This is a genomic window from Streptosporangium sp. NPDC002524 (genome assembly GCF_040295985.1).
Lineage (GTDB): Bacteria > Actinomycetota > Actinomycetes > Streptosporangiales > Streptosporangiaceae > Streptosporangium.
The window spans coordinates 135,382-149,753 of sequence record NZ_JBEOWK010000019.1 but is presented as its reverse complement, the minus strand read 5'-3'; the positions used below and the strand labels follow the sequence as shown (position 1 = coordinate 149,753).

Annotated in this window: 12 protein-coding genes; 7 read left to right on the top strand and 5 right to left on the bottom strand. The window is 75.1% G+C overall.

Features of this window, described 5'->3' with window-relative positions:
• Positions 1-182 precede the first annotated feature (182 nt).
• From purB to ABT053_RS29970, 3 genes are all read left to right on the top strand, one after another.
• A complete protein-coding gene (purB, locus tag ABT053_RS29980) occupies positions 183-1,613 on the top strand; it encodes an adenylosuccinate lyase (protein ID WP_350973425.1) in 1,431 nt (476 codons plus the stop codon).
• Between the two features lie 23 nt (positions 1,614-1,636).
• Positions 1,637-2,422, top strand: a complete 786-nt coding sequence (locus ABT053_RS29975) for a GNAT family N-acetyltransferase (protein ID WP_350973423.1) — start codon at positions 1,637-1,639, stop codon at positions 2,420-2,422.
• A gap of 75 nt (positions 2,423-2,497) precedes the next feature.
• The gene (locus ABT053_RS29970) at positions 2,498-3,520 is read left to right on the top strand and encodes a DUF4037 domain-containing protein (RefSeq protein WP_350973422.1); all 1,023 of its coding nucleotides are present in this window, start codon (positions 2,498-2,500) and stop codon (positions 3,518-3,520) included.
• A gap of 34 nt (positions 3,521-3,554) precedes the next feature.
• Here the strand turns inward: ABT053_RS29970 and ABT053_RS29965 are convergent, their stop codons facing one another.
• On the bottom strand, positions 3,555-3,860 hold the full coding sequence (locus ABT053_RS29965; protein ID WP_350973420.1) for a DUF3817 domain-containing protein: 306 nt from the start codon (positions 3,858-3,860) through the stop codon (positions 3,555-3,557).
• Positions 3,861-4,299: 439 nt separating this feature from the next.
• Between ABT053_RS29965 and ABT053_RS29960 the strand changes: the two genes are divergently transcribed.
• The gene (locus ABT053_RS29960; protein ID WP_350973418.1) at positions 4,300-6,231 is read left to right on the top strand and encodes an ABC transporter ATP-binding protein; all 1,932 of its coding nucleotides are present in this window, start codon (positions 4,300-4,302) and stop codon (positions 6,229-6,231) included.
• A gap of 67 nt (positions 6,232-6,298) precedes the next feature.
• Here ABT053_RS29960 and ABT053_RS29955 read toward each other — a convergent pair whose 3' ends face one another.
• Together ABT053_RS29955 and ABT053_RS29950 are read right to left on the bottom strand one after the other, a co-directional pair.
• Complete coding sequence (locus tag ABT053_RS29955) at positions 6,299-6,733, bottom strand: DUF4267 domain-containing protein (protein ID WP_350973416.1); 435 nt, start codon at positions 6,731-6,733, stop codon at positions 6,299-6,301.
• A 116-nt stretch (positions 6,734-6,849) separates the two neighbouring features.
• Positions 6,850-7,491: a hemerythrin domain-containing protein gene (locus ABT053_RS29950; RefSeq protein ID WP_350973414.1), complete on the bottom strand. Its 642-nt coding sequence runs from the start codon at positions 7,489-7,491 to the stop codon at positions 6,850-6,852.
• A gap of 136 nt (positions 7,492-7,627) precedes the next feature.
• On the opposite strand from ABT053_RS29950, the gene ABT053_RS29945 reads away from it, so the two are divergent.
• A complete protein-coding gene (locus ABT053_RS29945; protein WP_350973412.1) occupies positions 7,628-10,921 on the top strand; it encodes an ATP-binding protein in 3,294 nt (1,097 codons plus the stop codon).
• A gap of 114 nt (positions 10,922-11,035) precedes the next feature.
• On the opposite strand, the gene ABT053_RS29940 is transcribed toward ABT053_RS29945, so the two are convergent.
• Positions 11,036-11,974: a zinc-binding dehydrogenase gene (locus ABT053_RS29940; protein ID WP_350973410.1), complete on the bottom strand. Its 939-nt coding sequence runs from the start codon at positions 11,972-11,974 to the stop codon at positions 11,036-11,038.
• Positions 11,975-12,243: 269 nt separating this feature from the next.
• Here ABT053_RS29940 and ABT053_RS29935 point away from each other — a divergent pair, with 269 nt between their 5' ends.
• On the top strand, positions 12,244-12,798 hold the full coding sequence (locus ABT053_RS29935; RefSeq protein ID WP_350973408.1) for a TetR/AcrR family transcriptional regulator: 555 nt from the start codon (positions 12,244-12,246) through the stop codon (positions 12,796-12,798).
• Between the two features lie 197 nt (positions 12,799-12,995).
• Positions 12,996-13,250: a helix-turn-helix domain-containing protein gene (locus tag ABT053_RS29930; RefSeq protein ID WP_350973406.1), complete on the top strand. Its 255-nt coding sequence runs from the start codon at positions 12,996-12,998 to the stop codon at positions 13,248-13,250.
• Between the two features lie 43 nt (positions 13,251-13,293).
• Here the strand turns inward: ABT053_RS29930 and ABT053_RS29925 are convergent, their stop codons facing one another.
• A complete protein-coding gene (locus ABT053_RS29925; protein WP_502991890.1) occupies positions 13,294-14,370 on the bottom strand; it encodes a tyrosine-type recombinase/integrase in 1,077 nt (358 codons plus the stop codon).
• Positions 14,371-14,372 lie beyond the last annotated feature (2 nt).

Here is a 14,372-nt window from a genome sequence, read left to right as displayed (position 1 = left end):
AGCCTGCCACCCTTTCGTCGGGGGCGCGGGTGTGCGTGTGTGTGTCCGCGGGGCGCCCGCGCGGGCGACCGGCTCTCACGCTTCCCCGAGCGGCCGTCCCGGGCTTCCCTGGTCCGGCGGGGCTTCTTGGCGGGCGCCCCCTGGTCGGGGCGGGCGAGGGCGGCGGAATATACTGACGCAACGTGACTGCCAAGCCGCGTATCCCCAATGTCCTTGCCGCCCGCTACGCCTCCGCGCAGCTGGCCCGCCTGTGGTCCTCCGAGTACAAGGTGGTGGCCGAGCGGCGCCTGTGGCTCGCCGTGCTGGCCGCGCAGGCCCGCCTGGGGGTGGAGGTTCCCCCCGGGGCTCCGGCCGACTACGAGAAGGTGGTCGAGCACGTCGACCTGGAGTCGATCGCGGCCCGCGAGCGCGTCACCCGCCACGACGTCAAGGCCCGCATCGAGGAGTTCAACGCGCTGGCCGGCCACGAGCAGGTGCACAAGGGCATGACCTCGCGGGACCTGACCGAGAACGTCGAGCAGCTGCAGATCCGCGACAGCCTGGTGGTGGTCCGCGACCGGTGCGTGGCGCTGCTGGCCGCGCTGGCGCGCCTGGCGGCGCAGCATTCACACCTGGTGATGGCCGGGCGCTCGCACAACGTGGCCGCGCAGTCCACGACGCTGGGCAAGCGGTTCGCCTCGGCGGCCGACGAGCTGCTGGTGGCGTTCGCCCGGCTGGAGGAGCTGATCGCCCGCTACCCGCTGCGCGGGGTCAAGGGGCCGGTCGGCACCGCCCAGGACATGCTGGACCTGCTGGGCGGCGACGCGGCCAAGCTGGCGGCGCTGGAGGACGAGGTGGCCGCGCACCTGGGCTTCGCCCACCGGCTGACCAGCGTGGGGCAGGTGTACCCGCGGTCGCTGGACTACGAGGCGGTCACCGCGCTGGTGCAGCTGGCCGCGGCCCCCTCCTCCCTGGCCAGGACGATCCGGCTGATGGCCGGGCACGAGCTGGTCACCGAGGGCTTCGCCGAGGGACAGGTCGGCTCCTCGGCGATGCCGCACAAGATGAACACCCGCTCGTGCGAGCGGGTCAACGGGCTGGCGGTCATCCTGCGGGGGTACGCCTCGATGACCGGGGAGCTGGCCGGAGACCAGTGGAACGAGGGCGACGTGTCGTGCTCGGTGGTGCGCCGGGTGGCGCTGCCGGACGCGTTCTTCGCGTTCGACGGGCTGGTGGAGACCATGCTGACGGTGCTGGAGGAGTTCGGCGCCTTCCCCGCGGTGATCGCCGCCGAGCTGGACCGCTACCTGCCGTTCCTGGCCACGACGAAGATGCTGATGGCCGCGGTGCGGGCCGGGATGGGCCGCGAGAGCGCCCATGAGCTGATCAAGGAGCACGCGGTGGCGTCGGCGCTGGCGATGCGCGAGGGCGCGGGCGGCAACGAGCTGATCGCCCGCCTGGGGGCCGACGAGCGCTTCCCGCTGGACGAGGCGGCGCTGCGGGCCCTGCTGGGCGAGCCGCTCTCCTTCACCGGCGCGGCCTCGGCCCAGGTGGAGGCGGTCGTGGCGCGGGTGGCGCAGGTCGTGACCCGCTACCCGCAGGCGGCCGCCTACCGTCCCGGGGCGATCCTCTGAACGGCACGAACACCATGAACAGCGTGAACGGCGTGAACGGCGCGCCGGTGCGGCTGAAGGACGCCGCCGAGATCGCCGAGGCCTGCTCGGGCGACGCGCTCGTCCTGTGGGGGGCCCAGGCGATGGCCCCCGGGGTGCGGGCGTGGGCGCTGGGCGAGGCGGTCGCGGTGGCCTGCCCCGACCTCAACCGCCGCGACCGCCTCACGGTGTACGGCGAACCCGGCCCGGTGAGCACCCTCGTGCGGCAGGCGCTGCAGGAGACCGGCCCGTCCTACCGGGTGACGGGGGAGCGGGCACTGGTGGAGGAGGTGGCCGCCCGGGACGCGCGGCTGCGGGTGGTGGGCACGTTCGAGTGGATGGACACCCCCGCCGGCGCCCCGGGCCCCGCGCTCACCCCGCCCCTCCCAAACCCCCTCCCGGGACGGGCGGGGTGGCTGCGTACCGCCGAGGAGGGGGAGGTGGGCGACCTGCTCGCGCGGGCCGCCCCCACCTCCTGGGCGGTACCGGGCGTGCCGGGGGTACGGCGCTGGGCCGGGGTCCGCGACGACGACGGGAACCTGGTGGCGGTGGCCGCCGACGCCTGGTCCTGCCCGGCGGTGGGATTCGTCGCCGGGGTCGCCACCGCACCGGCCCTGCGCGGCCGCGGGTACGGCGAGCGGGTGTGCCGGTTCGCCCTGGGGGAGCTGGCGGCCGCCCATGAGCGGGTCGCGCTGATGGTCGACACCGCCAACCACGCCGCCGTCTCCCTGTACGAGCGGCTGGGGCTGCGCGGGCGCCCGCTGGCCGCCGCGGGACTGGACGGCACCTGACCCTCTGAAGGGGGCCGGCCCGGGGCGGGGGAAAACCTGGTGCGGGGCGCGGCCCCGGCAGGCAGAGTGGACGAAATGATGTCCAGTTTCATACCTGGCCTGGAGCTTTCGCGTGCTTTCTACGCCCAGGTCGTGCGGCCGATCGTGGCCGACGTGCCACACAGTGCCGCGCTGATCGGCGCCGGGTCGGAGGTGCTGGCGTTCGACACCGAACGCTCCACCGACCACGACTGGGGGCCCCGGGTGGTGGTGTTCGTCGCGGCGCACCGGGCCGAGCGGGTCCGGCGCGCCGTCGGCGACCACCTGCCCGGGGACTTCCGCGGATACCGCACCACCGTGACCGGGGAGCGCCACGGCGTGCAGGTGAGCGATCCGCAGAGCTGGTTCACCGAGCGGCTCGGCTTCGACCCGCTGGGCGGGGTGAGCGTGCTGGACTGGCTGTCGACCCCCTGGCAGCGCCTGGCCGAGGTCACCAGCGGGGAGGTCTTCCACGACGGCCTGGAGGTCCTGGAGCGGGCCCGCGCCGCGCTGCGCTGGTACCCACCCGACCTGGAACGCTACGTGCTGGCCGGGCAGTGGCGGCGCCTGGCCCGGCAGGAGGCCTTCCCCGGCCGGTGCGGGGAGGTCGGCGACGACCTGGGCTCGGCCCTGGTCACCGCGGAGCTGGCCCGTGACCTGATGCGGCTGGTGGTGCTGACGCGCCGCCGCTACCCGCCGTACGCCAAGTGGCTGGGCAGCGCCTTCGCCCGCCTGCCGGGCACGGCGGAGCTGGGGGACGCGCTGTCGGCGGCGGTGGCGGCCACCGGGTGGCGCCGCCGCGAGGAGCACCTGGGGGTGGTGTACCGGCGGGTGGCGGCCCTGCACAACCGGATGGGGGTGGCCCCGGCCCTGGAGGCGACCCTGCGCCCCTACCACCGCAGACCCTTCCAGGTCATCGACGCCGGCCGGTTCGCCGACGCCCTGGGCGGCGCCATCACCGACGCCCGGGTGCGGGCGCTGCCGCCGGTGGGCTCGATCGACCAGTTCGGCGACTGCGTCGACCTGCTGACCGACCCGCGGCGCTGCCGGGCCGCCGCCCGCGCCGTCCTGGACCTCTGATCGACCTCTTGACCTCTGATCCGAGGGGTGGGGCTCAGGCGGTGACCGGCTCGCGGTGGCGGGCGAGCATGCGCCGCTCGAACCACAAGGTGGCCAGCGGCGGCACCGAGCACACCAGGCCGACGATGATCGTGCCGAGGCTCCAGCGGGCCTGGCGGGCCGCGTACAGCACCGCGGCGAGGTAGAGCACGAACAGGGCGCCGTGCACCGGGCCGAAGATCTTCACGCCGAGGTCGCCGGTGGCGGCGACGTACTTGAAGTACATGCCGACGAGCAGGCCCGCCCACGAGCACGCTTCGGCGATCGCCACGTAACGGAACAGGCGGAGTGCGGTCGGCACGGCGGGTACACCTCTCCACAAGGGGACGGCCCGCCCGAGGGGGCGGGGGCGTCCGGACCGGGGGTCAAACGGCCTCCAGCCTAGGGGGGCGGGGCACCGCCCACCCAGCCGGGCCCCGGCCCCACCCCACCCCGCCCGGGCCCGGGGCCCTGGGTCCCGTCCGGCCCGAGGCCCGGCGGGGTGGGGGAGGCGATCGTGAACGGAGGGAGACCGTGAGAGACCACGGGGGAGACGGCGGGACGGCGAAGACGGCGAAGACGCCGTCCTTGACCTGAAGTTGACTTCAGCTTCTAGGGTCGTGAGGTGGCACCACCCGCGCGCCCTCGCCCGGCGCCGGCCGGCGCCGCGCAGGACGCACGGACCGGACAGACCGTGGGCCGCGAACGGCCCGGCCGGCGATCCCCCCGCATGACGAGCACAGGAAACACGGTGATGTGTGATGAGCATGGAAATGGCGGCCTGGAACTCGCTCTACACCACGATGCACGCCCAGGACGACCGGCGGCCCTTCTCGATGGCCACGCTGCGGCGCATCGCCGCCTTCGCCCGCCCCCACCGCACCCTGCTGGTGTGGTTCCTGCTGATGAGCGTGGTGTCGGCGGTGCTGGCGGTGGCCACCCCCGTCCTGGCCGGGCAGGTGATCGACGCGATCGTCGGCGGCGCCGCGGCGGGCGTCGTGGTCAGGCTGGCCGTCCTCATCGCGGTGATCGCGCTGGCCGAGGCGGCACTGGGCCTGGTGACCCGGTGGATGTCGGCGAGCATCGGCGAGGGGCTGATCCTGCGGTTGCGCGGCGCCGTCTTCGACCACGTGCAGCGCATGCCCATCGCCTTCTTCACCCGCACCCGTACCGGCGCGCTGGTCAGCCGGTTGAACAACGACGTCATCGGCGCCCAGCGGGCCTTCAGCGACACCCTCTCGGGGGTGGCGGGCAACCTGGTGACGCTCACCCTGACCCTGGTCGTCATGATCGGCATCTCCTGGCAGCTGACCGCGCTGGCACTGGTGCTGCTGCCGTTGTTCGTGCTGCCGGCCCGGCGCGTCGGCGCCCGGCTGGCCCGGATGGAACGCGAGGCCGCCGACCACAACGCGGCGATGAGCACCCAGATGACCGAACGCTTCTCCGCGCCCGGCGCCACCCTCGTCAAGCTGTTCGGCCGCCCCGCCCAGGAGTCGGCCGAGTTCCTGGCGCGGGCCCGGCGGGTGCGTGACATCGGGGTCCGCACCGCGATGGTGCAGTCGGTGTTCGTCACCGCCCTCACCCTGGTCTCGGCGCTGGCACTGGCCCTGGTGTACGGGGTCGGCGGCTTCTACGCGCTGAGCGGGCGCCTGGAGCCGGGCGCGCTGGTGGCGCTGGCACTACTGCTGACCCGCCTGTACGCGCCGCTGACCGCGCTGGCCGGGGCGCGGGTGGAGGTGATGAGCGCCCTGGTCAGCTTCGAGCGGGTCTTCGAGATCCTCGACCTGCGGCCGCTGATCACCGACCGGGCCGACGCCCGGCCGGTGCCCGAGGGGCCGGTGACGGTGGAGTTCGACCAGGTCGGCTTCGCCTACCCCTCGGCCGAGAAGGTCTCCCTGGCCTCCCTGGAGGAGGTCGCCACGCTGGACGCGCGCGGCGGCGCGACGGTGCTGCACGAGGTGTCCTTCCGCGCCGAGGCGGGACAGATGATCGCCCTGGTGGGCTCCTCGGGGGCGGGCAAGTCGACGATCGCGCAGCTGCTGGCCCGCCTGTACGACGTCGACAGCGGCGCGGTGCGGCTGTCGGGGGTGGACGTACGCGACCTGTCGGCGGCCTCGATCCGCCAGGCCCTGGGCGTGGTGACCCAGGACGGGCACCTGTTCCACGACACGATCCGCGCCAACCTGCTGCTGGCCCGCCCCGAGGCCGGCACCGAGGAGCTGTGGCAGGTGCTGCGGCGCGCCCGGCTGGCCGACCTGGTCCAGGCGCTGCCCGACGGGCTGGACACCGTGGTCGGCGAGCGCGGCTACCGCCTGTCGGGCGGGGAGCGCCAGCGGCTGACCATCGCCCGGCTGCTGCTGGCCCGCCCCCGGCTGGTCGTGCTGGACGAGGCCACCGCGCACCTGGACTCCACCTCCGAGGCCGCGGTCCAGGAGGCGCTGGCGGAGGCACTGGCCGGGCGGACGGCGCTGGTCATCGCCCACCGGCTGTCGACGGTGCGCGCCGCGGACCTGATCCTGGTGGTGGAGGAGGGGCGGATCGCCGAGCGGGGCACGCACGCCACGCTGCTGGCCGCCGGGGGCCGCTACGCGCAGCTGTACCGCACCCAGTTCGACCGCGGGGCCACCACGGCGGCGGGGACCGGGGCGGGGACCGGGGCGGGGGAGCCCGACGGCGTCGTGGCCGTCCGCTGACCGTCCCCTTCCCGGAGCCCGGCCCTGGAGGGGGCGGCGGAACCGCATCCCTCCTCCGCTCCTCCGCTCACCGCGCGGCGGGGACCGGGGCGGCAGTGACCTTGGCGGCCTCGGTGGTCTCGCGGGTCTCGTGCAGGGTCAGCAGGCCGGTGACGACCATCAGCACCGCGGTCAGGCCGTGGACGCCGAACGCGGCGGCGGCGGAGCCGTCGTGGGCGAGCACGTTGGTCATGTCGCCGAACGGGATGAGGGCCTCCACCAGCAGGACCCAGCCCAGGGCGCGGCGGTGACCGGTCAGCAGCAGGACACCCAGGACCAGGCCGCCCGCGATGTCGCGGATGCCCTTCAGGATCAGGAAGCCGCCGCCGTCGCCGGAGGGCCAGTCCGGCAGGCCGAAGCCCGGCGCGACGGTCTCGGGAGTCACGACGAAGGACACCCCGAAGTAGAGGATGAAGAGGACACCGGCGGTGGTCAGGGCGGTGTTGACGGTCTTGAGCGACATGGTCGTCTCCTTACGAGATCGGGATCGGGTCAGCGGGTCGCGTTCGCGTCCGTGCCGGGAAGGGCAGAGGCGAGGGCGGGGCGGGGTTTCGGACCGGGAAGGGCAGGGGGGCGGGGTCAGGCCGCGCGGACGCGGCGGATGTGGCGGGCGTAGCGGGGGCGGCCGATGACGTGCCAGACGCCGCGCACCGGTGCGGGAAGGCCGGACAGGAGCGTGGCGCGCTCGGCCGGGTTCGCGTCCTCCAGGACGAGGCCGAAGAGCGTGAGCAGGGTGAGCTTGGGGGTGTTGGCCACCAGGTGCTCGCCTAGGGAGGCCCATTCCCTTTCGGTGATGTGCTCGGCCGCGAGCGGGAGGAGAGTGGACTCCTCGTCGTCGAGGTGTTCGAGCAGGACCGCCCGGTGATCGGCGAGGACCGCCACGAGGGTGTCGCGCTCGTCGGCTCCGGCACCGGCCTCCCACGCCGGGACCGCGGCGTCCAGCCTGGTCAGCGTGGCCGCGATGCGCTCGTGCTGGGCCTGCATCCGCAGGACGACGTCCGCCTCCAGGTCGACCCGGGACAGCAGCGGCGGCCACAGCAGCTCGTCCTCGCCCTCGTGGTGGTTCTCCAGCCCCACCCGGTAGACGCGGAAGTGGCCGGCGATCACCTTGGCGCGGGCGGTGTCGCCGGGGGCGACCGCCGCGACGAGTTGTGTCAGCAGCCGCGACTCGCGGCGCAGGGCGCGGTGGACGATCTCCATGTCCCGGGTGTCGACGCTCATCTGTTCCCGCCTTTCGTTCGTTCTTCGCGTTCTTCGTTCGTTCGATGTGCTCAAGCCTGCCGACGGGGTTTGGAAGGCACTTGGAGCCGGCTTGGAGGGCGCGCGTGAGGTGGCCGCGCGTACGATGTGTCACGTCATGGTGTTGATCCGGGTGCTGGGCTCGTTCGCGGCCGAGGCCGGCGGCGGGCCCGTTCCCCTCGGCGGGCCGCGGCAGCGCGGCGTGCTGGCCCTGCTGGTGGCGGCGCGCGGGCAGGTCGTGTCGGTCGACCGGATGGTCGAGGACCTCTGGCGCGGCGAGCCGCCGTCGCGCGCCCTGGCGTCGCTGCAGGCGTACGTGTCGAACCTGCGCCGCCTGCTGGAGCCCGGCCGCCCGCCGCGGACCCCGGCCCGCCTGCTGGTGAGCGCCTCGCCGGGTTACGCGCTGCGGTTGCCGCCGGGGGCGGTGGACGCGTGGCGTTTCGAGGAGCTGCTCGAACAGGCCCGTACGCTCGCCGATCCCCGTGCCGCCCGCGAACGGCTGGAGGAGGCGCTGGCGCTGTGGCGCGGGCCCGCGTTCGCCGAGGTCGCCGACGAGCCGTGGGCCGCGGCCGAGACCGCGCGGCTGAACGAGCTGCGCCTGGTCGCCCGCGAACGGCACCTCGCGGCCGGGCTGCGGCTCGGCGACCCCGCGGCGGTCGTCGCCGAGGCGCAGGGTCTCACCCGCGACGAGCCCCTGCGCGAGGAGGGCTGGCGCATGTACGCCCTCGCGCTGTGGAGCAGTGGCCGCCAGGCCGACGCGCTGGCCGCGCTCCGCCGCGCCCGCGCCATCTTCGCCGACGAGCTGGGCCTGGACCCCGGCCCGGACCTGGTGGCCCTGGAGGAGGCGATCCTCGCCCAGCGCACGGACGTCCTGCGCGCCGCCGTCCCCCCGCCCCTCGCGGACACGCCCCGGGTCGCCGCGCCGCCCGCGGGCGACGGGCCCGACGCGACGTTCGTGGGGCGCGAGGGCGAGCTCGCGGCGCTGATGGCCGCCGCAGGGGAGGCCGCCGGCGGCGGGCCGCGTGTCGTGCTCGTCACCGGCGAGGCGGGGCTCGGCAAGTCGACGCTGCTGGAGCGTCTCGGCGGGCGGCTCGGACAGGCCGGGTGGCTCGTGGCCGCCGGGCGCTGTCCCGAGGTGGACGGCGCGCCGCCCGCGTGGGCGTGGGTCGAGGCGCTGCGCGAGGTGGCCGTGAGCGTTCCTCCGGGGGAGTTCGCGGCCGACCTGGCGCCGCTGCTGTCCGACTCCGCGCCCTCCGCGCCGGTGGGCGGTGACGCGGCGGCCGGGCGGTTCCGGCTGCGGCGGGCCGTGTGGAACTGGCTCGCGGCGGCCGCCGCCGACCGGCCGGTCGCCGTCGTCCTGGACGACCTGCACTGGGCCGACGCCGCCACCCTGCAACTGCTCGGCGGCGTCGGCGCGCGGGCTCCGATCCTGGTCGTCGCGGCGTACCGCGCGGACGAGAGCGAGCGCCTCACCGGGACGCTCGGCGTCCTCGCCCGCACCGCGCCCCTGCGGCTGGAGCTGCCCGGGCTGAAAGGCGACGCCGTCGCGGAACTCGTCCGCGCCGAGTGCGAGGCCGACGACGCGACCGTGGCCGGGATCGCCGAGCGCACCGGCGGCAACCCGTTCTACGTGCGCGAGAGCGCGCGGCTGCTGACCGGCGAGGGCGCGCTGGTCGCGCTCTCGGAGGTCCCCGAGGGCGTACGGGACGTGCTGCGGCGCCGGCTGGCGAGGCTCCCCGGCAGCGGCGTGTCCGTCCTGCGGCTGGCGGCGGTGGCCGGCCGGGAAAGCTCGGTGGAGGTGCTCGTGCGGGCCGCCGACTGCGACGAGGACGGCGTGCTGGACGCGCTGGACGCGGGCGTCATCGCCGGCCTGCTCGACGAGCCCGGCCCCGGCCGCGTCCGGTTCGTCCACACACTGGTCAGGGACACGCTGGTCGCCGACGTCACCCGGTTGCGGGCCGCCAGGATGCACGCCCGGATCGCCGCCGCCCTGGAAGGCGGCGGTGACGTCGCGGCGCTCGCCCACCACTACGCGCGCGCGGGATCACCGAAGGCCGTCGGCCACTGCGTACGGGCCGCCGAGCTGGCCGAGGCGCGCTACGCCCACGACGTGGCCGCCGCCCTCCTCACCGACGCGGTCGCCAACTCCGGCGAACCGGACGAGCGCGTCGGCCTGCTCGGCAGGCTGCTGCGCGCGCAGATCAGGGCCGGAGCCGTCGCCGCGGCCAGGCACACGCGCGAACAGGCCGTGGAGTACGCCGAGTCGATCGGCCGCGACGACCTGATGATCGCCGCGTTCACCGCCTGGACCGAGGCCACCCCCTGGCAGGCCCGCACGTACGGCACGGTCGACCGTCCCCTCGTCGGCCGCCTCGCCCGCCTGCTCAAGCGGGCCGGTCTCGCCCCCGAGGTGCGCTCCCGCCTGCTCACCGCGTACGCCAACGAGCTGGTGGGCGAGGACGACCCGACGGTCATGGCCGCGGCGCGGGAAGCACTCGGCCTCGCCACCGATGCCACCGATGCCACCGATGCCACCGATCCCCGCCTGCGGGCCGCGGCGCTCCTGGTCCTGGCCCGCGACCCCGGGCACGAGGAGTACGCCCGCGAGCTGGTGGAGATCGGCGTCGAGCACGACCTGCCCGTCTACCGCGTGACCGGGCTGCTCAACCAGGCCGCGAACGCCGCCGCGGCCAACGACCCGGCGACCATGCGCCGCGTGACCGGGGAGGCGCTCGGCCTCGCCCGCGCCTACCGGATGCCGGAGGCGATCAGCGCCGCCGAGATCGCGCTGGCGACCCTGGTGCTCATCGAGGGCCGGTTCGCCGACACCGAGCGCCTCTACCTCGAGGCCACCGCGCGCATGGAAGGCGCCGGATCGGTGCACACCGGCTTCGTCCGCCTGGCGCTGGCGGCGATCTGGCTGAACGACGGCACGCTCGGCGACCACCTGGAGGACGTGCGCGCCCTGCACGAGGCGCTCGGCCCGATGGCCGCCGACCTGCTCGTGCTCGCCCTGCACGCCGCCGGCCGCGGCGACGACGCGCGCCGGGCCCGCGTGTCACCGGCCCCGATCCGGCCCGACTTCTTCTTCACCTTCCTGACGAGCCTGCGCGCGATGGCGATCGTCGCGCTGGACGACCGTGAGGCCGCCGAGGAGGTCTACGCGGACCTGCTGCCCCACCGTGAAGGTCCTCCGGCCGGCGCGGAGAGCCTGTCGCTGGCACTGCGCCCGGTCGCCCACACCCTCGGCGAACTCGCTCTCCTCCTCGGCCGCGACGACGAGGCCGCGGCCCACTTCGCCCGGGCTGCCGCGATCGCCGACCGGTGGAACGCCCCCCACTGGTCCGCCGACGCCCGGACACGCGCCGATCTCGCCCTCGGCGTCCATGTCTCGCCCCCACGGGACCGCTGAACGCGAGAACGGGCGCCGGAGCGCCTCCGAGCGCCTCAGCAGCCGCGAAGCCGCTGCCGGGCAACGCTTGTCACGCGCTGCCCGCCGTGGGACTCATGGCCTTTCGGGGTGGAGTCAAGCCTCCGGGCCCGGGGCCGGGGTGATGTCGAGGACGGTCTTGCCGGTGACCTTCCGCTCGCGGACCACCCGTACCGCCTCCTCGGCCCGCTCCCAGGAGCCGCGCCAGCCGACCTGCGCCGACAGCGCCCCCGAGGCGAGCAGACCGGCCAGCAGGCCCAGGTCGGCGCCGACGGCGGCGGCGTCGCCGAAGGAGCTCAGCGTGCGCGCCGTACCGGGGAAGAAGGTCGAGCCGGGAGGGAAGACGGCGGGCTCGCCACCGGCCCAGCCGATGCTCTGCAGGGTGGCGCCGGGGGCGAGCAGCGCCCAGGCGGCCACCAGGTACGGGCCGCCGACGGTCTCCAGCACCACGTCGACCGGCTCGGCCAGCCCCTGCAGGCCGGTGAGGCCGACGACGACCTCGTGGGCGCCGAGCGCGGTCAGCGCGGGAGCGTGGGCGCCGTCGCGGACCGAGGCGACGACGTGGGCTCCGGCCCGGGCGGCCAGCTGCACGCCGTAGCGGCCCACGGCGCCGCTCGCCCCGGTGACCAGCACCCGCCGGCCCAGCACGGACCCGGCGGCGCGCAGGGTGCGCAGGACCGTGACGCCCGCCATGGGCAGCGCCGCGGCCTCGGCGAGGGCGGCTCCGCGCGGCAGGGGGGCGACGTCGGCGCCGGAGACCGCGAGCAGCTCGGCCCACGCGCCGGGGCCGAAGGCGAGCACCCGGGTGCCGGCCGCCGGTCCGGTGCCGTCGGCGGCGGGGCGTACGACGACCCCGGCGGCGTCGTAGCCGCCCACGTGGCCGGCGGGCAGCCCGGCGAGCATGCCCAGCTCGCCGGGGTTGAGGGAGGCGTGGCTCACCTGGACGAGCAGCTGGCCGGGGCCGGGTTCGGGGTCGGCGGCCACGCCCAGGCGCAGGCCGCAGGGAGCCGAGGGGTCGACGACGAGAGCGCGCATGGCGGAAGCTCCTGACCGGGAGGGCGGTGCGCGAGAACCCCGCACACCGAACAAAGCGGACCAATGGTCCGGTTATGTGTGGGCTAATATACGGACTCACGGTCCGGTTACGCAAAGGGGACGGCCAAACAGGCCTGTCGTCCGAACAGGCTTGTCATCCGATCCGGGACGGTGACACGAAGCCGGTCACATAAGCCGGTCGCGTGAAGCCGATGACACGTAGCCGGTCGCATGGAGCCGGTTTACGCGAAGGGGAGAGGGGGCGGGGGATGAGCGAACGCGCCGACGCCGCCCGCAACCGGCGGGCCATCCTGCGCGCCGCCGAGGACCTGCTGGCCACCCACGGCGCCGGCATCTCCCTGGACCAGGTCGCCGCGCACGCCCAGGTCGGCAAGGGCACCGTCTTCCGGCGCTTCGGCAGCCGTACCGGGCTGATGCAGGCCCTGCTGCAGGAACGGGCCGTGCAGCTGCGCGAGGCGCTGGAGTCGGGACCGGCGCCGCTGGGCCCCGGCGCACCGCCCGCCGAGCGCATCGTCGCCTTCCTCGACGCCCTCTCCCGGCTGGCCGCAGGCAACCTCTCCCTGCTCGCCGCCCACGAGCGCTCCTGCGCCACCGACCGCCACGCCGACCCCACCTACGTACGCTGGCACGCCCACCTGGAGAACCTGATCGCCCAGGCCCGCCCCGACCTGGACGCCGCCTTCGTGGCCCACGCCCTGCTGGGCATGTTCGACGCCGACATGGTGCGCCGCCTCACCCCGCAGGAGGACCCCGGCAGGTTCGCCCGCTCGCTGCGCCAGCTGGTGGGGGAGCTGCTGGCCTGAACCGGCTCAATCACCAGCCACCCCAACCGGCTCGGACACCGGGAGCGGGCCCGGCCGCGGCACCGGCCCCCGCCCGGCCTGCCTAGCGGACGGCGCGGCCAGCGTGGCCGACGCCGTCTCGTCCCCGCCGCGTGACACGCCACCGGCCGCCCAATACCTGTACCGGTATTGTTATCACGCTTGCTAGGATCGGGCACATGGTGCGACCCCCGCTGACCGAACTCGACCGCGAACGCGGCCACCGCCTGGGCGCGATCCTGCGCCAGGCGCGCGGCACGCGCAGCATGACCGAGGTGGCCGCCGCCGCCGGACTGTCCGCGGAGACCCTCCGCAAGATCGAGACAGGCCGCATCCCCACCCCCGCCTTCTTCACCGTCGCCGCCCTCGCCCACGCCCTCAACGTCTCCCTCGACGTCCTGGCCGAGGTGTGCGCCGAGGAACGCGCCGCCTGAACACCCGCCCCGCCCAGGGGAGCACCCCCGCCGGTGAGCCGGATCAGCCCGGCGCCGGGCCGCGCAGCAGCGGATGCGACCGCATCGCCACCTCCAGCTCCCCGGGCAGCTCGTCGCGGTAACGCCCCAGCGTCGCCAGGTCACTGTGCCCCAGCACCCGCCGCACCGCGTCCATGTCCACCGCGTCGGCCAGCAGATGCGTGGCCGTGGTGTGCCGCAACCCGTGCGGCGTCACCGAACGCCGGCTGTCGGGATCCACCCTGCGCTGCACCCGGTCGATCACCGCCTGCACGTCCCCCCGCGCCAGGCGCCGCCCCCGCCACGACAACAGCAACGCCTTGTCACCGGAGGCCATCCGCCCGTGCAGCAGATACGCCTCCAGCACCAGCGCGACATCACCGGGCAGCGGCACGTCCCGCGTCTTGCCGCCCTTGCCGAAGATCCGCCAGTAACGCACCCCGTCGTTGGTGTAGAAGTCCTCCACATTGGCCCGCACCAGCTCCGACACCCGCGGGCCCATCGTCGACAGCATCAACACGATCAGCCCGTCACGCAACTCGGTGTGCTGGTCACGCCGCCGCACCCGCCCCGCACCCGCCACCGGCGCCTCGGCCACCACCGCGCCACCGTCCGGCCCGCCCCCCAGCTCACGCGCCGCGCCGATCAGCCCCCGCGCCTGCTCACGGGTGAGCGCCCGCCGCTCGGGCCGCAACCCCCCGCGCTCCCTGGCCGTCACCGTCGCCATCGCCATCGGATTGACCTGCACCCACCCCGCCAGCACCGCGTGCTTGAACAACGCCGAGATCGACCGCCGAAACCGCGCCTGGGAGGAGGCCGACTGCGAGGCACCCGCCCGCTCACCGGGCTGCCCAGGCCGCGAGCGCCGCCGGCCGTCGGGCTTGCGGGCGAACGCCAGCAGGACGGCGTCCACGTCCTCACCGGTCAGGTCGTCCAGCACCACCTCCTCGCCCACCAGATCCACGAAGGTGGCCACATCACGCGCGTACACCTCCGCCGTCGACGTCGACAGCGCACCGGTCAGGGTCTTGGCCCGCACCAGCTCCACGTAACGATCGGCCGACTCGCCCACACTGAGACGATTCAGATCAGCTGGCCGCATGA